The organism is Seonamhaeicola sp. ML3 (assembly GCF_023273855.1).
Classification (GTDB): domain Bacteria; phylum Bacteroidota; class Bacteroidia; order Flavobacteriales; family Flavobacteriaceae; genus Seonamhaeicola.
In genome coordinates this window covers 1,135,863-1,157,082 of sequence record NZ_CP096884.1, presented here as the reverse complement: position 1 = coordinate 1,157,082, position 21,220 = coordinate 1,135,863, and the positions used below count along the sequence as shown (strand labels likewise).

Annotated in this window: 18 protein-coding genes; 15 read left to right on the top strand and 3 right to left on the bottom strand. The window is 35.6% G+C overall.

Annotated elements, in window-relative coordinates; genetic code table 11:
• The first annotated feature begins 73 nt into the window (after positions 1-73).
• The 5 genes from M0214_RS05255 to M0214_RS05235 all read left to right on the top strand — a co-directional run bounded on the left by M0214_RS05255 (position 74) and on the right by M0214_RS05235 (position 5,340).
• Positions 74-1,849 (top strand): BatD family protein, encoded by a 1,776-nt coding sequence (locus M0214_RS05255; RefSeq protein ID WP_248724422.1) that lies wholly within the window; start codon positions 74-76, stop codon positions 1,847-1,849.
• Positions 1,850-2,608: a tetratricopeptide repeat protein gene (locus M0214_RS05250; RefSeq protein ID WP_248724421.1), complete on the top strand. Its 759-nt coding sequence runs from the start codon at positions 1,850-1,852 to the stop codon at positions 2,606-2,608.
• A 95-nt stretch (positions 2,609-2,703) separates the two neighbouring features.
• Positions 2,704-2,967: a hypothetical protein gene (locus tag M0214_RS05245; RefSeq protein ID WP_248724420.1), complete on the top strand. Its 264-nt coding sequence runs from the start codon at positions 2,704-2,706 to the stop codon at positions 2,965-2,967.
• A gap of 69 nt (positions 2,968-3,036) precedes the next feature.
• On the top strand, positions 3,037-4,635 hold the full coding sequence (locus M0214_RS05240; RefSeq protein ID WP_248724419.1) for a SulP family inorganic anion transporter: 1,599 nt from the start codon (positions 3,037-3,039) through the stop codon (positions 4,633-4,635).
• Positions 4,636-4,725: 90 nt separating this feature from the next.
• On the top strand, positions 4,726-5,340 hold the full coding sequence (locus M0214_RS05235; protein ID WP_248724418.1) for a DUF2490 domain-containing protein: 615 nt from the start codon (positions 4,726-4,728) through the stop codon (positions 5,338-5,340).
• Between the two features lie 20 nt (positions 5,341-5,360).
• Here M0214_RS05235 and M0214_RS05230 read toward each other — a convergent pair whose 3' ends face one another.
• Positions 5,361-5,888, bottom strand: coding sequence for a CvpA family protein (locus M0214_RS05230; protein ID WP_248724417.1), 528 nt, complete (start codon positions 5,886-5,888; stop codon positions 5,361-5,363).
• A 78-nt stretch (positions 5,889-5,966) separates the two neighbouring features.
• Between M0214_RS05230 and M0214_RS05225 the strand changes: the two genes are divergently transcribed.
• The 4 genes from M0214_RS05225 (at position 5,967) to M0214_RS05210 (ending at position 10,344) form a co-directional block, all read left to right on the top strand.
• Positions 5,967-6,323, top strand: a complete 357-nt coding sequence (locus tag M0214_RS05225; RefSeq protein WP_248724416.1) for a hypothetical protein — start codon at positions 5,967-5,969, stop codon at positions 6,321-6,323.
• A gap of 195 nt (positions 6,324-6,518) precedes the next feature.
• Positions 6,519-8,273 carry an aspartate--tRNA ligase gene (gene aspS, locus M0214_RS05220; protein WP_248724415.1) on the top strand — a complete coding sequence of 585 codons (1,755 nt, stop codon included), beginning with the start codon at positions 6,519-6,521 and terminating at the stop codon, positions 8,271-8,273.
• A 46-nt stretch (positions 8,274-8,319) separates the two neighbouring features.
• Complete coding sequence (locus M0214_RS05215; protein WP_248724414.1) at positions 8,320-10,107, top strand: chloride channel protein; 1,788 nt, start codon at positions 8,320-8,322, stop codon at positions 10,105-10,107.
• Positions 10,108-10,344 (top strand): hypothetical protein, encoded by a 237-nt coding sequence (locus M0214_RS05210; RefSeq protein ID WP_248724413.1) that lies wholly within the window; start codon positions 10,108-10,110, stop codon positions 10,342-10,344.
• Here M0214_RS05210 and M0214_RS05205 read toward each other — a convergent pair.
• The gene (locus M0214_RS05205; RefSeq protein WP_248724412.1) at positions 10,341-10,790 is read right to left on the bottom strand and encodes a nucleoside deaminase; all 450 of its coding nucleotides are present in this window, start codon (positions 10,788-10,790) and stop codon (positions 10,341-10,343) included. The genes M0214_RS05210 and M0214_RS05205 overlap by 4 nt on opposite strands.
• An 81-nt stretch (positions 10,791-10,871) precedes the next feature.
• On the opposite strand from M0214_RS05205, the gene M0214_RS05200 reads away from it, so the two are divergent.
• From M0214_RS05200 to M0214_RS05190, 3 genes are all read left to right on the top strand, one after another.
• Positions 10,872-11,837, top strand: a complete 966-nt coding sequence (locus M0214_RS05200; RefSeq protein ID WP_248724411.1) for an energy transducer TonB — start codon at positions 10,872-10,874, stop codon at positions 11,835-11,837.
• Positions 11,838-11,858: 21 nt separating this feature from the next.
• Positions 11,859-13,616, top strand: coding sequence for a 1-deoxy-D-xylulose-5-phosphate synthase (dxs, locus tag M0214_RS05195; RefSeq protein WP_248724410.1), 1,758 nt, complete (start codon positions 11,859-11,861; stop codon positions 13,614-13,616).
• Between the two features lie 117 nt (positions 13,617-13,733).
• Positions 13,734-14,651, top strand: coding sequence for an alpha/beta hydrolase (locus tag M0214_RS05190; protein WP_248724409.1), 918 nt, complete (start codon positions 13,734-13,736; stop codon positions 14,649-14,651).
• 96 nt (positions 14,652-14,747) lie between these two features.
• Here the strand turns inward: M0214_RS05190 and dgt are convergent, their stop codons facing one another.
• On the bottom strand, positions 14,748-16,070 hold the full coding sequence (gene dgt / locus M0214_RS05185; RefSeq protein ID WP_248724408.1) for a dGTP triphosphohydrolase: 1,323 nt from the start codon (positions 16,068-16,070) through the stop codon (positions 14,748-14,750).
• Between the two features lie 163 nt (positions 16,071-16,233).
• Here dgt and M0214_RS05180 point away from each other — a divergent pair, with 163 nt between their 5' ends.
• From M0214_RS05180 to M0214_RS05170, 3 genes are all read left to right on the top strand, one after another.
• Entirely contained in the window at positions 16,234-16,635 is a 402-nt protein-coding gene (locus tag M0214_RS05180; protein ID WP_248724407.1) for a carboxypeptidase-like regulatory domain-containing protein, read from the top strand.
• Between the two features lie 313 nt (positions 16,636-16,948).
• A complete protein-coding gene (locus tag M0214_RS05175; protein ID WP_248724406.1) occupies positions 16,949-18,283 on the top strand; it encodes a hypothetical protein in 1,335 nt (444 codons plus the stop codon).
• 71 nt (positions 18,284-18,354) lie between these two features.
• Positions 18,355-21,189, top strand: a complete 2,835-nt coding sequence (locus tag M0214_RS05170; RefSeq protein ID WP_248724405.1) for a TonB-dependent receptor — start codon at positions 18,355-18,357, stop codon at positions 21,187-21,189.
• Positions 21,190-21,220 lie beyond the last annotated feature (31 nt).

Below are 21,220 nucleotides of genomic sequence, written 5' to 3'. Positions count from 1 at the left end.
TACGAATAATGAATTACGATTGTAGATTATAAAGTCTCGTAAATCGTAACTCTGTAAATCGTAACTCATAGTTATGAAGTTTAGAAAACACATATCGTTAATTGTACTGTTGTTAGTTTCCGGTTTTGCTTTGGCTCAAGTAAAGTTCGAAGCCAAAGTGAGTAAGAATAAACTCGGAGTTAATGAACGTTTAAGGGTAGTTTTTGAAATGAACGAGGATGGCGATAATTTTACATCTCCAGATTTTAAAAATTTTACCGTTGTGGGTGGCCCAAATCAATCGGTTAGTAATTCTTGGATAAATGGTGTAAGAACCTACAAGAAAACGTATACCTACTTTTTGGCGCCAAAAAAAAGAGGGACATTCACAATTTCTCAAGCTACCATAGAGATTAAAGGTGAGATTTATAAAACAACTCCGGTTAAGGTTGAAGTAACTGCAGCAGTTGAAATCCCAAAAGACCCTAACGATCCAAACTATGTTGCTTCTGAGAGTATTCATTTGGTTGCTGAAGTGTCTAAAACCAATCCGTATTTAAACGAGGCACTCACCCTGGTTTACAAACTATACATATCTCCAAAAATTGGTGTTACAAATTATAACGAACTAGATAGCCCAAGATATAACGATTTCTGGAGTCAAAATATAGATGTTCAAGGTCAAAAAGTGGAAAACGTTACTTATAAAGGTGAGGATTACCGACTTTTAATTCTAAGGAAAACAGTCTTGTATCCACAAAAAACAGGAAAACTTAAAATAGAACCGTTAACACTAGATGTGTCTTTAAGAGTGCCAACAAACAGGCGTGATATTTTTGGGAGTCGTATTATGACTGGTGTTAACAGAACAATATCTGCAGGCAGCAAAACAATAAACGTAAAAGCATTGCCAGAAGCAGGAAAACCTATTGATTTTACAGGAGCTGTAGGTGTGTTCGATTTAGACGTTGTAGCCTCAAAAAAAGAATTAGATGCCACAGAATCACTTCAGGTTAAAGTAAGTGTTAATGGTAAAGGAAATTTAAAACTTTTTAAACTTCCTAAAGTATCATTACCTAGTTCTTTAGAAGTTTATGAGCCAGAACATACAGAACGTGTAAAGACGAATTTAGGAGGTATGCAAGGGACTATTTCAGATAGTTATACCGTGGTGCCTCAGTACAAAGGAAAATATCCTATTCCTAGCATTTCATTTTCATACTTCGATTTAAAAACAGAAAGCTATAAGAGATTATCCTCTGATGAAATTGTAATTAACGTGTTAAATGGCCCGTCGTCTTCCAGCACCTCGAATTCAAACAACACTGCACTTACTACAAACAAACAAGCCGTAGTACTTAATAGCGACCAATTTTCTTTTATTAAAACAAAGACAAATTTCACTTCGACCAATACATCGTATTTCTTCAAAACAAAATTATTTTGGGGATTATTATTAGCACCGTTTTTAGTAATTCCTTTAGCGGTTTTTGTGAGAAAGAAAAAAGCAAATAGAGATGCCGATGTTTATGGAAACCGCATTAGAAAGGCAGATAAATTAGCTAGAAAATATTTGAGCAACGCCAAGAAATCTTCAGGAAATAAAGTGGACTTTTATATCGCCTTAGAAAAAGCATTACACAATTATCTAAAGGCAAAACTGCATATTGAAACCAGCGATATGAGTAAGGGTAAAATTATAGATTTGCTCAAAGGAAAACAAGTTGAAGAAGTTGTTATAAATGATTTTGTAGCTATCATTGAAAGTTGTGAATTAGCCAGATACACACCTATTGATAATGTAACCATGCAAGAGGACTATGATAAAGCGGCAAAAACCATTTCATTAATAGACAAACAAGCACGATAAATGAAGAAGTTTATTTACATAGTTTCGTTTTTGTTTAGTACGATGCTTTTTGCTCAAAATCAAAATTTATTTGAGGAAGGCAACACCTTGTACAATGAAGGTAAATATGCTGAAGCTATTGATAAATATACCGCTATTTTAGAAACGGGCAACCACTCTGCTGGACTGTATTATAATCTGGCGAACGCCCATTATAAGTTAAATCATATTGCCCCAAGTATTTATTATTACGAAAAGGCGATATTGTTAAATCCAGACGATACAGATATTGAGAACAACATAGCATTTGCTAAAAATATGACTATAGATGCTATTGATGTAATACCAGAAGTTGGGCTTTCCAAAATTGTTAAGAACACTACCAACACCCTTTCGTTTGACAGTTGGGCTAAGCTCACAGTAGCCTTAGTGTTTTGTTTTGTAATCTTGTTTTTAGTATACTACTTTGCGTATTCAACCTTAGTGAAGCGTTTTACCTTTGTAAGTAGCCTAGTGTCGCTTTTTCTTGTATGTGTCGCCTTAGCCTTTGCTTTTCATAAATATAATTTAGACAAAAAAGACAATCCTGCAATTGTTTTTGTACAAGAATCTAAGGTTATGAGTAATCCTAACCTTAGAAGTGATGAAGCTTTTCGATTGCATGAAGGCACTAAAGTTCAGGTTATTGATGCCTATGATGATTGGAAAAAAATCAAACTATCTGATGGTAAAACAGGTTGGATAATTTCTGATGACATCAAACTGCTGAAAGAATTTTAACGCTTACATATCAATTAAAAACATATATTTGTTTTGATAAGCATCAAAATTAAGTGTCAAGACAATTTATTTCAGTTTTATTTTCAATCGTTTTTTTGGCTTTTATAGCAGGGCCAACAATCATTGTATTGGTTGATGATTCTGTCGATATTTCTATTTTCTATACCTCAGCCGAAGAAGAAGAAAAGGGTAATGAAAAAAATAAAGATGTAGAAAAGATTGTTTTCAATCCTCATTTTGCTTCTATTTATATAGCTGCTGTAAACCCTACGGACGAACTAGGGTACATTCATAAAAAATATTCGAAACCGCATTTAAATCTCGTTTCGCCACCTCCAGAATACATCGCCTTATTCTAATATCTTTTTTTGAGTTTAAAAGCTCCTCTAATTAATATTCAACGCCCTAAGGGCACTAATTTTTATTTTATGTTTAAGACGTTAAGAAATGATTTACCGGCAAGTATTGTCGTATTTTTTGTAGCTCTACCACTTTGTTTGGGTATTGCTTTGGCAAGTGGCGCACCACTTTTTTCAGGTTTAATAGCCGGTATTATTGGAGGAATCGTAGTTGGTGCAATTAGTGGGTCTAAAATTGGTGTAAGTGGTCCTGCTGCAGGTTTAGCAGCTATTGTTTTGGCTGCAATTTCATCGCTAGGTTATGAGAACTTTTTGGTGGCTGTTGTTATTGGTGGCGCTATTCAGTTATTGTTTGGTGTTTTACGTTTGGGTATTATTGGATATTTCTTTCCTTCATCTGTCATCAAGGGCATGTTAACAGGTATAGGTATAATAATCATACTAAAAGAAATTCCTTATTTCTTTGGTATGGATAAAAACCCACAAGGGGATTTTGCTTTTTTACAAGTTGATGGAAAAAACACCTTAACAGAGCTTTTAAATGCAATTAATGCTTTAATAAGTGGAAATTTTAGTGTTGGCGCAACAGTAATTGCCATAGTTGCTATGGGTATATTGATATTGTGGTCTAATGTACTTTCTAAGAAAGGTAGGATATTTCAATTAGTGCAAGGGCCTTTGGTTGCTGTTGTTTTGGGTATTGTTTATTACATCATTACACAAGATAGTTCCCTAAACCTAGAAGATAATCACCTTGTAAATGTTCCTGTTCCAGAAAACTTTGATATGTTTTTGGGTCAGTTTAGTTTTCCGAATTTTAGTGCCATCGCTAATGGTGAAGTTTGGCTAACTGGTTTTACAATTGCTTTAGTGGCATCTCTTGAAACGTTACTTTGTGTTGAAGCTACAGATAAGTTAGATCCACATAAAAATGTAACACCAACCAATAGAGAGCTTTTTGCCCAAGGTACTGGGAATATGATATCCGGGTTTATAGGCGGATTACCTATCACACAAGTAATTGTTAGAAGTTCTGCCAATATTCAATCTGGAGGTGTGTCTAAAATGTCTGCCATTATTCATGGTTTCTTCTTACTCATTACAGTAATAGTGATTCCAAAACTATTAAACATGATTCCATTATCTGTCTTGGCAGCTGTACTTTTTATTGTTGGTTTTAAACTGGCAAAACCCTCTACATTTAAGACTATGTTTAGATTAGGTTGGAAACAATGGGTGCCTTTTATAGTAACCATATTAGGTATTGTCTTTATCGATTTATTATGGGGAATAGGTCTTGGGCTAGTTGTTGGTATTTTAATTATTATGATAAAGAGTTACCAAAATTCTCATTTCTTACATAAAGAAGGAGAAGATGTTGATGACGGAAAAATAAAAATGACTTTAGCAGAAGAGGTAACGTTCTTCAATAAGGGTGCTATTTTAAAAGAGTTGGATAATATTCCACCAAATTCCTTTTTAGAATTAGATGTTAAAAACACAAAATATCTAGATAATGATATCATCGAAATTCTTGAAGATTTCGGTCTAAAAGCCAGGGAGAGAAATATTAAAGTTAAATTGGTTTCTCAAAGAGGTGAAGAGGAAAACCCAACAAGCTACATTAAGTTTTTTAAAAAAGAAATCAAGGAAAAATACCCTGCTTAAAGAAAGCGTTTAATTATCATTATTAGAAAAATAGACGTGTTTTTATATACCCGAAATATAGTTCTAGCGATTTTGTTATGTTTCTCGTCAATGGGCTTTAGTCAAGATAGCGACTTGGGGAATTGGTTGATATATATTGGTAATAAGAAATTGAATAATAAATGGGATTTGCACCACGAAGTTCAATACAGAAATTACGATGCCATTGGTGATTTAGAACAATTATTATTAAGAACAGGTTTAGGTTACACTTTTAATGAAGGTAAGAGTAATGTCCTGTTGGGGTATGGCTATATTCTTTCGGAAAATTATCTCGATAATTTGGATACTAAAGTATCTGTAAATGAACACAGAATTTTCCAGCAGTTTATATCTAAGCAAAACGTAGGAAGTATTGGTTTAACACATAGATACCGTTTTGAGCAGCGTTTTATAGAGGACGTTTTTAAAATGAGGTTCAGGTATTTTTTGGCAATAAAAGTTCCTTTTAAAACCAAAGCGCAAGAAGACAGTAAGTTTTATATATCGGCTTACAATGAAATATTTCTTAATACTAAATCTTCAATTTTTGACCGAAATCGTGTTTATGGTGGCTTAGGCTATACCGTTTCCAAGTCGTTGAGATTAGAATTAGGATACATGAACCAATTTTTTGAAACCTCCGGAAGGGATCAGGTTAATGTAATAGCATTTGTAAATATTTAAAACTGAGTTATTAAAGAGGCTTAGGTTGTTTTGTTTTCTTCTTCAGAATCTAAAGGTTCTTTATTTTCAAATTCTAATATATAGGGAAAGATAGTAGGGACAAGAGATTTAACAGGGCGATAAAGTACAGAGGCTTCTAGGTCTGCTTCATCTGCAAAAGGGATCGTTTTATTAAACTTATCGAAAATAATTAAAACAATACTTAAAATCATAGCTATTTTTGCTGCCCCAAATACGCCCCCTAAAATTTTATTAATAAAGCCTAAGGCAGCAAAATCGGCAATTTTAGTTAGTGCTTTACCAGCAAGTGCAATGGCAAGTACAATAACAATAAAGGTTACTGCAAAGGCAACGATATTTATATATTTTTGGTCCCATTCAACTTTTTCAACTAAAAAATCGGCGGCATAATTACTAAAATGAATGGCGCCATAAACACCAGCGATTAGGGCAACTAGAGAGGCGACTTCAACAAAAAGCCCTTTCATTAATCCACGAATTAATCCGAAAAGGATTAAAGCTCCCAAAACAATATCGATAACACCCATAAAATTTGAATTTAAACAAATATAGATCAACTCTTTAAAAAGTTCCTAGTTTATTAACTTTGCAACTTAAAAATTAGTATGTCCAGAGACGAACAATTAAAGGCGAGATGGGAGCAGGTGGTTGAAAAATTATCCAATCAGTTTGCAGATGGTGATGAATTGGATTTAGATGCCATCATTTATTTAATTGGTGTACAGGAACTTGGGCAGCTTGATAGAGCATTTAAAAAGGATCAAAAATTGGATCTTATGCACATAGCAATTTGCAAGTTACTTGTGCCATATGGTTATTATGAATTAGACTTTGTGGATTCAGAGGGTTGGCCTCATTATAAAATGCTAGAAGCACTTCCCCACTTAAAAGCTGGTGAGCAAAGTATATTGATGAAAGAAGCCATTGTAAACTATTTTTTGGAAACAGAATTTATTGAGTAGGTTTCAGTTGGCAGAAAGTATAATGCAGTCAACAGTTTTTTCGATTTAGAACTTGAGATTTAAGATTTGTCTCTTAACGACTTGGCGAGCCATTTATATTAGTTTTATTCAGTTTTTGGGATTTGGAATTTTGAGTTTGGAATTTTGATGTAGAGTCAACAAACTTCATTAAATTTGCACCTCAAAATCATAAGCATGTATAGAAGTCATAATTGTGGCGAGTTAAGGGCTGCAAATATAAATGAAGAGGTTACCCTAGCCGGTTGGGTGCAAAAATCTCGCGATAAAGGGTTTATTGTTTGGGTAGATTTGCGAGACAGATACGGCATTACTCAATTGGTTTTTGATGAAGAGCGTACTTCAAAAGAAATTATAGAAAAGGCCCAAAGCCTTGGAAGAGAATTTGTAGTTCAGGCTAGGGGAACAGTTGTAGAGCGTGCTTCTAAAAACCCAAATATCCAAACGGGGGATATTGAAATTTTGGTTTCTGAACTTAATGTTTTAAATGAAGCCATAGTCCCTCCTTTTACAATTGAAGATGAAACTGATGGTGGAGAAGAATTACGTATGAAATATCGTTACTTAGATATTCGTCGTAATCCGGTTAGAGATAGTTTAATCTTTAGGCATAAAGTAACTCAAGAAGTTAGAAACTACCTATCAAAAGATGGTTTTGTTGAGGTTGAAACACCATATTTAATCAAATCTACACCAGAAGGTGCTCGTGATTTCGTAGTGCCATCTAGAATGAACGAAGGTGAGTTTTACGCCTTACCACAATCGCCACAAACCTTTAAGCAATTGCTTATGGTAGGCGGTATGGATAAGTATTTCCAGATTGTAAAATGTTTTAGAGATGAAGATTTACGTGCCGATAGGCAGCCAGAGTTTACACAGATAGACTGTGAAATGGCGTTTATTGAGCAAGAGGATATATTGAATGCTTTCGAAGGGTTAACACGTCACTTGTTAAAAGAAATTAATGGAGTTGAAATAGATAAGTTCCCGAGAATTCAGTATGACGACGCCATGCGCTTATATGGCAACGACAAGCCAGATATTCGTTTTGGAATGGAATTCGGGGAGTTGAATGCAGTAGCTCAACATAAAGGTTTCAACGTATTTAATAAAGCCGAATTGGTAGTTGGTATTGCCGTACCAGGTGGAAACAGTTATACTAGAAAGGAAATAGATAAATTAATAGATTGGGTGAAACGTCCGCAAGTTGGTGCTCTAGGAATGGTTTACTGTCGTTGTAATGACGATGGTTCATTTAAATCGTCTGTAGATAAATTTTACGACCAAGACGATTTAGCCAAGTGGGCTGAGGTTACTGGAGCTAAGGCTGGCGATTTAATTTGTGTACTTTCTGGAGATACCAATAAAGTACGTACACAACTGAGTGCTTTAAGAATGGAATTGGCCGAGCGTCTAGGTTTACGTAAGCCGGACGAGTTCGCTCCACTTTGGGTCATGGATTTCCCATTATTGGAATGGGACGAGGAAACAGAACGTTACCATGCCATGCACCATCCATTTACTTCACCGAAACCTGGACAGATTGAACTATTAAAGACAGATCCAGGCGCTGTTAAAGCTAATGCCTACGATTTAGTATTAAACGGTAACGAAATTGGAGGAGGTTCTATTAGAATTCATGATAAAGAAACGCAGGCATTAATGTTTGATTATTTAGGGTTTTCTGAAGAAGAAGCTAAAGCGCAGTTCGGATTCTTAATGGATGCCTTCCAATACGGCGCGCCACCACATGGTGGATTAGCATTTGGACTGGATAGATTGGTGGCCATTTTAGGCGGACAAGAAACCATAAGGGATTTTATCGCTTTCCCTAAGAATAATTCTGGACGCGATGTAATGATAGATGCACCAGCACCTATAGATGATGAACAACTTGAAGAACTAAGTTTAAAACTAAACTTAAAATCATAACCTATAAAAATCCTGCTTTGTGCGGGATTTTTTATTAATTTTAAAAATGCCTTTAAGCGTCAAGAGTCTTTTAAGAAAATTTCTAATCTGGAAATACAAGCATATTTCAGAGCGACAATTCGTTTACATGCTTAGTATTCTTGTTGGTTTTTTGGCAGGTATGGGGACAGTGGTACTAAAAAACCTCACCTACTACATTAGGTATTTTTTTAATCTATATATCTTTAAAGATTACCAAAGCACCCTTTATTTTATACTTCCTATTATTGGTCTTTTACTGGTCTATATTATAAAGCAAACTTGGCTAAAAAAGCATATTGGCCATGGTATATCCACGACATTACATGCCATATCCAAGCTTAATGGAATCATACCTAGATACAATATCTATGCGGGATTGATTACGGCACCGTTAACTGCTGGTTTTGGTGGTTCTGTGGGGTTGCAAGGGCCTGCGGTAAGTATTGGTTCAGCATTGGGGTCTAATACCGCCAGGCTATTCCATATGAACACAAAAACACGAATGCTACTTATTGGTTGTGCCTCTGCAGGTGCTATGGCATCGATGTTTAAGGCGCCAATTGCCGCCATTGTATTTGCTATAGAAATTTTTAGCTTAGATATCGCTTTTGCTTCTTTAGTGCCTTTACTTTTGGCTTCAGTTTCTGCAGTTGTTACTTCTTATTTTTTTCTTGGAACAGACGTATTGCTTCGTTTTGAATTGATAGACAAATTCGAGATTAACGATATTCTGTTTTATGTGCTTTTAGGTTTGGTAACTGGGCTTATGTCGGTTTATTTTTCAAAAGTTTTTTTTAGTATAACAGACTTTTTCAAGTCGTTCGAAAGTAGAGCGAAACGCCTAGTCATTGGAGGTCTGGCAATAGGTACAATGTTATACGTTATTCCTCCACTCTATGGTGAAGGTTATGGTATTATGAACAACCTTTTAAAAGGTGATCATATCGCAGCTATAGGCAATACCCCTTTTAATTTTGATTTAGAGAATATTTGGATTGTTATCGCCCTTCTTATTGGAATTACACTGTTTAAAGCCATTGCTATGACCACTACCTTTGGAGCTGGTGGTGTTGGTGGTGTTTTTATTCCAACACTGGTTATGGGCAGCGCCTTGGGAAATGCCTTTGCTAAGATTATTAATAATTTGGGCTTAGATGTTAATGTATCAGAGTCTAACTTCACCCTTATTGGTATGACAGGGTTAATGGCAGGAGTATTACATGCCCCTTTAACTGCTATTTTCCTTATAGCAGAAATTACAGGAGGCTATGAGTTATTTGTACCACTAATGTTAGTATCTGCGATTTCATTTGCCATTACAAAATACTACGTATCGCATTCAATTTATACATTCAAATTGGCAAAACGAGGAGAGCTTATTACTCATAACAAGGATCAAAATGTATTGATGATGCTTGAAATCGATAAGGTTATAGAAACCAATTTCGTTATACTAACACCAGATATGAGCCTTGGTAAGATTCTTAAAAATGCTGTAGCAAAATCTTCTAGAAACCATTTTCCTGTCGTAAGCGAGAATCATGAATTTTTAGGGGTGATTAGACTTGACGATATAAGGCATATGATGTTTAATACCGATCTTTATGATAAAGTGACCGCCGAAAGTTTAATGCACGCCGATGCAGGAATCATTAATTATGATGAAGACTCCATGAGCGACATTATGAAAAAATTCAAAACCAGTGGTGCTTGGAATTTACCCGTTATTAAAAAGGGCAAATACTATGGGTATATATCTAAATCTAAACTATTAACTGCTTATCGCCGACAATTAATAAACGTTACACATTAAATGAAGCATATCGTTCTTATATTTTTAATAGTTTCAATAGGTCTAATTCTAACGGGTTTTTTATTGGATTTAGAATACTCGCAAAAGCTTATTGGATTTGGTACAGCAGGATTATTTCTTGTCGTATTTCCCCTTTTTTCTTATTACCGTTGGAAAGATAAGGACATAAAAGACTATATGCTAACTAAGGAGAATTTGGATAAAATGAAGGCGTCTCAGAAAGAGAATAAGCACTAATTCAAATTCCGCTTAATAATAAAAAAGCGTTTTAATATTTCACTGGCTTCATCGGCCAAGACCCCTCCTTCAATTTTTGTTTTTGGGTGCAGTTTGGTTTTCATATTGATACATCCGCGTTCTAAATCCCTAGCACCGTAAACTACTCTAGAAATTTGACTCCAGTACAAGGCTCCAGCACACATTTGGCAAGGTTCTAGCGTTACGTATAATGTGCAATTTTTAAGATATTTTCCTCCTAGAAAGTTTGCTGCTGCTGTTATAGCTTGCATTTCAGCATGCGCAGTAACATCGTTTAGAGTTTCGGTAAGGTTATGTCCGCGGGCAATAATTTTATCGTCAATTACAATGACTGCACCAACAGGAATCTCGCCTTTTTCAAAAGCCATTTCAGCCTCTTGTAAAGCCTTCCGCATGAAATAAGCATCATCAAAAATGTTCTCCATAAGAGCAAATTTACGATTTCAGATGATATTAAATATTTCGGCAAGGAGTTTGATGAAAATATTTACAAATCACTTACCATTATGAAATATTTTTCTATCAAAATTCCAGAACCTTGTCATGAAGATTGGAATACCATGACACCTAAGGAAAAAGGTCGTTATTGCGACGCTTGTTCTAAAACGGTAATCGATTTTACTAAAATGAACACCAATGAAATTCAGGATTTTGTTAATCTGAATATGGGAAAGCGCATTTGCGGACATTTTAAACCAACGCAATTAGACAGTATAAATATTCGTGTGCCATCAGAAGTTTTGCAGAGACAACATAGCTTTCATAAACTGTTTTTACTAGCATTACTAATTACTATGGGAACCAGTTTGATGAATTGCACCAATAAAAGGGGCGAACACCAAAAAATTGATAGTGTAGAGGTTATAGATTCTTTAAGTAAAGAGACTGTTGATGTTTTAGGGGGTTTACCCATAATCGAGCAAATGGATTCAATACCAGAACAAAGACCAAAGTCTAAAAAAGCAGATGACATTGAGGAAATTCCAATTGATGGAGAGATAGCCATTCCTATAGTTGGAGATATAGACTATTCAGAACCTAACACAGACTCATTAATTAACAAAATGGTAGTGCCGACATGGTGTCCTGAAGCAGAACATGAGATTAAAGGAGATGTGATTATGGGTTTTGTAGCTGTTGAGAATCCACCAGAGTTTAAAGGCACAGCTGTAGATTTTTCCATCAAAGAAAAGCGAGATTATTTTCAGAAGCGAATGACAGAATTTGTGTCAGAAAATTTCAAAACAGATGTGTGCTCGGGCTTAAAAGGCAAGCAAAAAATAGTTGTCCGTTTTGAAATCGATAATACTGGGCGTATTTCTAAAATCCAAGTAAGAGCTCCTCATCCAGCTCTTGAAAAAGAAGCGAAAAGAGTCTTTGGGCTATTACCAAAATTTATTCCTGCCAAGCAAAGGGGAAAACCTATAAAAATAGCTTATACCTTACCAATCGTTTTTAATGTTGAAGAATAATAATTCTTGTACTTTTGTGCCGTGCAAGTGCAATTGTTAAAACATATAAACTCACCTGTAGATTTACGTAATTTGAAAGAGGACCAGTTGCCTCTTTTGGCCAAAGAGTTACGGGAGTTTATCATCAACATTGTGGCAACTAAAGAAGGACATCTTGGTGCCAGTTTAGGGGTTGTAGAACTCACTATTGCATTGCATTATGTATTTAATACCCCAGAAGATTTATTGATTTGGGATGTGGGGCATCAAGCCTATGGCCATAAAATCCTAACAGGAAGAAAAGATATTTTTGATACCAATAGGCAATTAGGCGGTATAAGCGGATTTCCAAAACGAGAGGAAAGCGAGTATGATGCTTTTGGTGTTGGACACTCATCTACATCCATTTCAGCGGCATTAGGAATGGCTATTGCATCTAAACTGAAAGGAGAATACAAACATCACATTGCCGTTATTGGCGATGCTTCTATTGCTAGCGGTATGGCTTTTGAAGGTTTGAATCACGCAGGAGTAACCGATGCCAACGTATTGGTAGTGTTAAATGATAATGCCATAGGAATTGATCCAAGTGTAGGCGCCTTAAAACAATATTTAACCAACGTTAAAAAAGGGACGCAAAGGCGTAATAATATTATAGAGGCTTTAAACTTTGATTATTCTGGACCCATTGATGGGCATGATATCAATAAAATTATTTCAGAATTAGAGCGATTAAAATCGGTTAAAGGGCCTAAATTATTACACATCATTACTACAAAAGGCAAAGGGTTAAAACAAGCCGAACACGACCAAGTAAAATATCATGCACCAGGTAAATTTGATGCCTCTACAGGCGATTTGTTACCGAAATCTGGTTTACAACAGCCTCCAAAGTATCAGGATGTGTTTGGTCATACCATCGTAGAATTAGCCAAACAAAATGAAAAAATTATTGGAATTACACCAGCAATGCCTACTGGAAGTTCCCTTAAATATATGATGGATGAAATGCCAGATCGTGCTTTCGATGTTGGTATAGCAGAACAACACGCAGTAACTTTATCAGCAGGTATGGCCACCCAAGGTTTAATACCGTTTTGCAATATTTACTCTACGTTTCTACAGCGTGCTTACGACCAAGTAATACACGATGTGGCCATACAAAATTTGCCAGTAGTTTTTTGTTTAGATAGAGCTGGTTTGGTTGGTGAGGATGGGGCTACACATCACGGTGTTTTCGATTTGGCTTATTTAAGATGCATCCCTAACCTAATTATTTTTACTCCGAGAAACGAAATTGAGTTACGCAATATTATGTATACGGCGCAGTTGGGATTAGAACACCCTATAGCCATTCGTTACCCAAGAGGAAAAGGAGTGACTTTAAACTGGAAACAACCATTTAATACCATAGAGATTGGTAAAGGCGACCAATTACAACAAGGTGAAAACCTTGCTGTTTTAAGTATTGGAGCTATCGCTAAAAATGTTACTGAAGCCATAATAGCAGATTTAAATGTTTCTCATTACGATATGCGGTTTGTAAAACCCTTAGATGAGGTTTTACTTCATAATATATTCAAGACATATCATACCATTATTACCGTTGAAGATGGTACTGTAAAAGGAGGTTTTGGGAGTGCTATTCTCGAGTTTGCTTCAGAGCATGATTACAACAAAATAATCAAAACTTTAGGCGTTCCAGATAATTTTGTTGAACATGGTAAAGTTGATGAATTACAAAAATTGATTGGCTTGGATGTAGAAAGCTTGAAAAGTGTCTTTAACAGGTATAGTTGACTCATTAAAACTTTCTGCTAACATTTTACAACTGTCTTCAAAGTTCTTTGAACCTGAACTTGTTTTTTTTGCTTATCTTAAACACAACACAGCAAACTATTTTAATATAAATAAGACATGAAAAAAATAGCGTTAGTAGCATTAATATGCTGTTTAAGTTTGAGTTTTGAAGCGAAAGGACAGGCAGGATATCCTCCAGATATAGATGGAGCAAATGAAGTCACTTATAAAACTATTAATGGATCAGAATTAAGTTTGTGGGTATTCAGTCCAGAAAATCATAAATCAACCCATACTGTACCTGCCATTGTATTTTTCTTTGGAGGCGGTTGGAGTGCAGGAAGCCCTACTCAATTTGTAAAACATTGCGAATATTTGTCGGCAAGGGGAATGGTCGCGATTGTTGCAGACTATCGTGTTAAAAGTAGGCATGGTGTTCTCGTAAAAGACTGTGTTTCGGATGCTAAATCGGCCATTCGCTGGGTTCGCGAGCATGCCGGAGATTTGGGTATTGATAGCAACAGAATTGCTGCAGGAGGTGGTTCTGCAGGAGGTCATTTAGCAGCGGCATCTGCTATTTTACCTAATTTTGATGATGAAAATGAAGATAAATCAATCAGTTCTAAACCAAACGCCTTAGTCCTCTTTAATCCAGCTCTTGTACTTGCGCCAATAGATGGTATTGAAACGCCATCGAATGAAAGACTGGCCCGTTTAGAAAAAAGAATGGGAACAAAACCAGAGAATATGTCTCCTTATCATCACGTGGTAAGCGCATTGTCTCCAACCATTATTTTTCATGGAACAAACGATAAAACCGTGCCTTTTGTATCGGTAGAATTATTCACTCAGCAAATGCATAAGTTTGGCAACACTTGTACAATGGTTGCGTATAATGGCGAGGGACATGGGTTTTTTAATTACGGAAGAAAATCTAATGCATTATTCGTTGATACTGTACATAAAATGGATGAGTTTTTAGTTGCGTTAGGTTACCTTGAAGCACCACCAGAGGCAGTAATTACTGCGAACTAAATTATAAACAATACACATAGTTCTAGAACAACCAACAAAAATTTGTTTTAGCAACCAGAATATAAAACACTACTTTTTAAGGTAATATTGAAACTTTTAAAAAGTAACCCCCTCAATAGTCTTAAAATTCAAAATAGCTTTGCTGTCCGATAGTAACGAAACATAATGGCAAACCGCTAGGAGGCGGTCGTATAAGTTTTCACTTGAAAAGTCTATGGTTTTGGGAAGTCGTTTAAGAACAAGTTTATCGTAGTTAGATGCGGTACCATCAAAATTGTTGTTTACGGCCTTTGTATAAATACCTAAAAGTTTATTTATTATTTGGTAGCCAGCAATTTCTTTGTCTATAACTTCTTCAGAATGATAAATCTTTTCAATACTTATTTTAATAATATCATTAATCTGTGCCTCGTATTTGCTCTTATCCAATAAAGCATAGTTGAATGTGCCATTTAAAATGGCTTCTTCGTGTTCCATAAAAATGGCTACAGCCTCATCGATTAAAGTACCTATAGCCAGAGCCCTTAAGTAACCTATTCGTTCTTGTTTACTAGATAAATTATAATAGTTTTCTGGGATGATCGTATTTCTAATGATTTTCGACAAATATTCTAAAGCAAATTCTTCTTCAATGAGTCCGAGGTTAATACCGTCCTCAAAATCTATTATGGTGTAACAGATGTCATCGGCCGCTTCGACCAAATATGCCAATGGGTGTCGCGAATAGCTTATGTTAGATTTGCTACGTTCCAGAAGTCCCAGTTCGTTAGCCACATTAGTAAACAAGGCTTTTTCAGATTGAAAAAAACCATATTTTTTATCAGCAATATGGGAAGATGGTTTCTTAGGTAAAGATTCTTTAGGGTATTTCATAAAAGCACCCAGTGTTGCGTAGCTTAACCTTAGGTTTTTTTGGGTAATAATTTTAAAACCGTTAGCATTACCTTCAAAATCGCAAAGGTCTTGGTATTCTTTATCGGTTAATTGATTCTTGTAGTGTAAACCCTCACCCGTTTTAAAAAATTCTCCAATAGATTTTTCACCAGAATGCCCAAATGGCGGATTGCCTATATCGTGAGCCAAAGCAGCAGCAGCAACAATAGCACCAAAATCGTTTATCTGGTAGCCGTGTATTTCTTTTAAATGCGGATATTTTTCCAGTATTTTTTGACCAACTTTACGTCCCAAAGACCGCCCAACAACACTCACCTCTAAACTATGGGTAAGTCTGGTATGTACAAAATCGGTTTGAGAAAGTGGTATAACCTGGGTTTTATCCTGTAGGCTTCTAAATTCTGAAGAAAAAATGATACGGTCGTAATCTACTTCGAAACCAACACGCGTTTCGTCCTGTTCTTTTCTAAGTCTTTTATTGGTGTCGCCAAAGCGCTTTAAGGATAGTAATTGTTCCCAGTTCATAGTCATTGTTTAAAGCCTTGGCAAGATAAATAATTTAAATAAAAATGAAATCTCAAATTCCTTAACATTAGGGTAACGTAAAAATGAAATACCATTAACAATTAGGTAACATTGTAGTTTAATTAATGTCGGTTATTTGTACCACACAAAATTCATATTGAAAGTGAAACGTATTATAACTTTATTCTTCTTTTTATTTGCCGCAATCTCTTTTGCTCAAAACACGGGTATGGTTGTTGGTAAAGTGTTGGATAAAGAAGCCGATAATACGCCCATGGCGTTTGCAAACGTTTCCATTAAAGGAACTTCTATTAGTGTTTCTTCAGATTTTTCGGGAATGTTTCTTCTTGAAAATTTAGAAGCTGGAGATTACGTTTTAGTTTTTAATTTCCCAGGATATGAGTCTAAGGAAGTTAAAGTAAAAGTAGATGCTATTAATCCTTCAGAGGTTAAGTTGGCTTTAGGTGCTTTTACGCTTCCCCAAACAGATATAGCTTCGGCCGAAACTACCAAGCAGTCTCATACTTTAGAGAGTCAGGCATCTACATCATCCTCTCTTAACTAGAGGTTCGAACTACTCACAACAACTTTTTTTCTAATTATTAGTCACTCTTGATTTTGATTTAATCGTAGACTAGAGCGATTGTTGATTTATCACATGTATTATGTTCTAGAAGATAATATATGCTTTTTTAAAACTATATAGTTTTTAATGTTAACAAATTGTTTCCAACGCAAATTACACTGTGAAATCCCATAACATTAAGATAACCCTTTTATTACTGTTCTTTAATGCTTAAGTAACATCATGTTTACATAATGTGTATTTCTTTGCAGCGTAAATGGAAACAAAAAAATACATCTAAAATTTAAACACAATGAAAAAAATATTTTTAACTCTTTTAGTAGCATCTACCTTAGTATTTACGGGATGTTTTAAAGATGATGACACTCCTATAATTATAGAGGAGGTGACAATTATTAATGAAGGAGGAGGTAACACACCAACAGGGACTCCTGTAATTGTAAAAGCTGGTGGTATTGCTTTAGACGAAACTTGGACAAGTGATAACATATATGAATTAGACAGAAGAGTTGTGGTTCAAGATGGTGTTACTTTAACCATTGAGGCTGGTACAATAATTAAAGGTAGAGCAGGTACAGGATCTTTAGCTTCTGCATTAATTGTTGCTAGAGGTGGTAAAATAAACGCTGTTGGTACAGCTTCTGCTCCAATCATATTCACTTCTACAAGTGATAATATTGATGCTGGAGAAACTGCTGGTACTAATTTAAATCAAGATAACAGAGGACTTTGGGGTGGTTTAATCATTCTTGGAAATGCGCCTTGTTCTTTAAAAGGAGATTTAGCTGAAGCACAAATAGAAGGAATTCCTGCTGATGATACTTTCGGTCTTTATGGAGGTAGTGATGCTGCAGATGATTCAGGTAGATTAGAGTATGTTTCTATCCGTCACGGTGGAGCTTTAATAGGTGAAGGAAACGAAATTAATGGTTTAACACTTGGAGGAGTAGGTTCAGGTACAGTTATAAACAACGTTGAAGTTGTCGCCAATGTAGATGATGGCATTGAGTTTTTTGGTGGAACTGTAAACGCTTCTAATTTATTAGTGTGGGCACAAGGTGACGATGCTATCGATATTGATCAAGCATATTCTGGAACTATAGATAATGCTGTAGTTGTTTTAGGTTCTGCCTCAGATCACGCTTTCGAAATTGATGGTCCTGAAGGTAGTACTCCAAACGGAAGCGAAGGTTCATTTACATTAACTAACGCTACTATTATTGGTAACTCTAGCACTAGTAATGGTGAGTATGCCGATTACAGAAGTAAAGCAAGAGGAACTACTTCTAATGTTTTTGCTAAAGGTTTCCCTGCAGGTAAAGATGTAGAGTTAGATAACAATGGTGTTTCTCAAAACTTCCTTGATGGGTTAATTACTTTTTCTAACTGGCAAATAGTAGGTTTTGATAACAGTATTTTTGTTGAAAAAGTAGGTTGTGCACAAAACTGTGATGATACCGATGAAGATAATGATATCGATGAAGATAAAATCATCTTAAACCCAGACTTTACAACAAGAGCGGCAGGATGGGCTACTCAAGTAAACGACGGTTCACAAACTGTAGGTGCAAATACTACAAACCTTAGCTGGACTTACGCAAATTCAGCTGGAGGTTTAGGCTTCTAAATTCAAAAAGAATTACAAAACAAAAAAGTACTTCTGCCTTTTAATTAGGCAGAAGTACATAAATAATTTATATGAAAAATATTTATGTATTTCTCTTACTGTTCTTAGGTTCTGTTTTAGCTGCTTCCTCTCAAACTGGAACTCTTGCTGGAAATATCCTTGATGGCGAGTATAACAATGAGCCTATGGCCTTTGCCAATGTAATAGTAAAAGGAACTACCATTGGTACAACATCAGATTTTGATGGTAAGTATCAGTTAAACTTAGAGACTGGTACTTATACCGTTATTTTCTCATTTGTAGGTTATCAAACCAAAGAAATAAGCGATGTAGTTATACAGAGTGGACAAGTTGTAGATTTAGATGTAACCTTGTCATCAAACTCTTTAGATGAGATTGTTATCACTACAAGTATTAAAAGAAATACTGAAAGTGCAGTATTAGACATCCAGAAAAAATCGGTAACGTTACTAGATGGGTTATCTGCTCAGAGTATAAAATCGAGTGGAGCAAGTAATTTAGCTACTGCCGTAAAAAGTGTTCCTGGAGTTTCTGTGGTTGGGGGTAAATATGTATACGTTAGAGGTCTAGGAGACCGTTATACGAAATCTACTTTGAATGGTGTGGATATTCCAGGATTAGATCCTGATAGAAACACAATTCAGATGGATATTTTCCCTACCAATATTTTAGATAACATTATAGTAGTTAAGTCTGCTGCTGCAGAGTATCCGGCAGATTTTACTGGAGGTGTTGTAGATATTGTTACCAAAGATTTCCCAACAAAATTTGAGGCTTCTATTTCTTTGGGAACAGGTTACAACCCCGATATGCATTTTAATGACAACTTTCTTATTGGAACTGGCGGTGATACCGATTTTTGGGGATATGATGATGGTACTAGAAACCTGCAAATAAACAGGTATCAACCTATACCGGGAAGATTTGAAAATCGTGGACTTTTAACATCTTTAACTGGTCGTTTTGATAGCGAATTAAGAGCTAAACAACAAACTAGTAATCCTAATTTTGACTTCGGATTTACGCTAGGTGACCAATTTGAAATTGGAGAAGATAAGTTCGGTTATCAAGCATCTTTCTCTTATAAGAACTCAACTACTTTTTACGAGAATCGTGTAGATGGTGCTTTCTCTATAGACGCGAATAATCCAGCTAACACAGAACTTGTAATCGATAGAATTTCTGAGGGTAGCGAGGGTATCAATAACATTCTCCTTAATGGTCTGGTTGGTCTAACGTATAAAAGTGAAAGATCAAAATACAAAGTAAACGTACTACATATCCAAAACGGAGAGTCTGCTGGTGGTTTCTTCGATCAGCTTATCGCTCAGGGAGGTTCTGGTTCTGGTTCTGGTTTTGAGCCTTTAACAAAAGACGCTATTACCTATACAGAGCGTTCGGTAACTAATCTTTTAGTAAGTGGTGATCACTCTTTCGGTGCTGAAAATGATTGGGATTTTGATTGGAAATTTTCACCAACTTTTGCAAAGGTTTACGATAAAGACCATAGAGTAACACCTTTACAAGAGGCTGATAACGGTGAGTTTTTTATATCGCCATCGGCTGCAACATTTCCTATTCGAATCTGGAGATGGTTACAAGAAGAAAACTGGGCTTCAAAGTTCGATTTTAGCAAGAAGTACCAATTAGGTGGTAGACCTGCTAAAGTAAAATTTGGAGGTGGCTACACTTATAAGTTTAGGGATTTTAACATCGATGATTATACCTTTAACAATAATGGTGCAGAGGTTGTAGATGGTAATCCAAATAATTTACTTGCTCCAGAAAATATTTGGAGTAGAGATAATAGTGTAAATGGTACATTCTTAATCTCTGGTGATATTTTCAACCCTGGTGATGCCTATGAAGGTGAACAAAACATAGCATCTACGTACATCTCTAACGAGTTTAACGTTAGTGAAAAACTTAAAGCTATTTTAGGGTTACGTGCCGAGATTTTTACATCGTATTATACTGGTAGAAACAATACAACAGGTGATGACTTTTTAAGGTTTAAAGTACTTGATAAACATGATTTCTTCCCATCGGCAAATCTTATTTATGCTGTAGGAGAGGAATCGAACATAAGAACATCTTATTACAAAACAACCGCTCGTCCTTCATTCAAGGAAGCTTCTTTTGTACAGATTTTCGATCCTATTACAGATAGATTGTTTATTGGTAATATTAACCTGAATCCTACCTATGTTGATAATTTCGATTTAAGGTTTGAGCGTTTTGGTGAAGCTGGACAAATGTTTGCTATAAGTGGTTTCTATAAGAAGTTTGATGATCCTATCGAAAAATCCTTCTTTGCATCAGCTCCAACGCAACTTACGGTCGCAAACTTAGGTAGTGCCGATGTTTACGGTGCTGAAATTGAGTTTAGACAAAATTTAGGCTTCATTGCAGAAGGTTTAAGAAATTTGAAGTTCTCATTAAATGCCTCTGTAACAGAGTCTGAGTTAACCATGTCTGAAGGGGAGTTTTTCTCTAGATCTCAAAATGCCAGAACAGGAGAGACTATTGATAGAAAACGTAATCTACAAGGGCAGTCACCTTTCTTAATCAACACAAGTTTAAACTATACCAATTCTGATATTGGATTGCAAACAGGTTTATTCTTTAACATGCAAGGGAAAACACTTGAAGTTGTTGGTTTAGGTGGTGTTCCAGATGTGTTTACGCTTCCATTTGAAAGCTTAAACTTTACCTTAAACAAGGTTTTTGGAGAAAATAAAAAATCTGCTATAGATATTAAGGTAAGTAATATTTTAGGTGCCGAGGTGGAAAGTGTTTATCAATCTTTTCAGGCACAAGATAGAATCTTTTCTTTGAGACAGCCTGGAACCGAGTTTTCCATAGGATACTCTCTTAAGTTCTAATAGCTTAAATTTTAGATAAAAAAAAGCCGAT

Excerpts from the sequence above, each read along its gene's own strand:
- M0214_RS05255 (WP_248724422.1), top strand. The coding sequence starts at position 74 with ATGAAGTTTAGAAAACACATATCGTTAATTGTACTGTTGTTAGTTTCC.
- M0214_RS05250 (WP_248724421.1), top strand. The coding sequence starts at position 1,850 with ATGAAGAAGTTTATTTACATAGTTTCGTTTTTGTTTAGTACGATGCTT.
- M0214_RS05240 (WP_248724419.1), top strand. The coding sequence starts at position 3,037 with ATGTTTAAGACGTTAAGAAATGATTTACCGGCAAGTATTGTCGTATTT.
- M0214_RS05235 (WP_248724418.1), top strand. The coding sequence starts at position 4,726 with ATGGGCTTTAGTCAAGATAGCGACTTGGGGAATTGGTTGATATATATT.
- M0214_RS05230 (WP_248724417.1), bottom strand. The coding sequence starts at position 5,888 with ATGGGTGTTATCGATATTGTTTTGGGAGCTTTAATCCTTTTCGGATTA.
- M0214_RS05225 (WP_248724416.1), top strand. The coding sequence starts at position 5,967 with ATGTCCAGAGACGAACAATTAAAGGCGAGATGGGAGCAGGTGGTTGAA.
- aspS (WP_248724415.1), top strand. The coding sequence starts at position 6,519 with ATGTATAGAAGTCATAATTGTGGCGAGTTAAGGGCTGCAAATATAAAT.
- M0214_RS05215 (WP_248724414.1), top strand. The coding sequence starts at position 8,320 with ATGCCTTTAAGCGTCAAGAGTCTTTTAAGAAAATTTCTAATCTGGAAA.
- M0214_RS05210 (WP_248724413.1), top strand. The coding sequence starts at position 10,108 with ATGAAGCATATCGTTCTTATATTTTTAATAGTTTCAATAGGTCTAATT.
- M0214_RS05205 (WP_248724412.1), bottom strand. The coding sequence starts at position 10,790 with ATGGAGAACATTTTTGATGATGCTTATTTCATGCGGAAGGCTTTACAA.
- M0214_RS05200 (WP_248724411.1), top strand. The coding sequence starts at position 10,872 with ATGAAATATTTTTCTATCAAAATTCCAGAACCTTGTCATGAAGATTGG.
- M0214_RS05190 (WP_248724409.1), top strand. The coding sequence starts at position 13,734 with ATGAAAAAAATAGCGTTAGTAGCATTAATATGCTGTTTAAGTTTGAGT.
- dgt (WP_248724408.1), bottom strand. The coding sequence starts at position 16,070 with ATGAACTGGGAACAATTACTATCCTTAAAGCGCTTTGGCGACACCAAT.
- M0214_RS05175 (WP_248724406.1), top strand. The coding sequence starts at position 16,949 with ATGAAAAAAATATTTTTAACTCTTTTAGTAGCATCTACCTTAGTATTT.
- M0214_RS05170 (WP_248724405.1), top strand. The coding sequence starts at position 18,355 with ATGAAAAATATTTATGTATTTCTCTTACTGTTCTTAGGTTCTGTTTTA.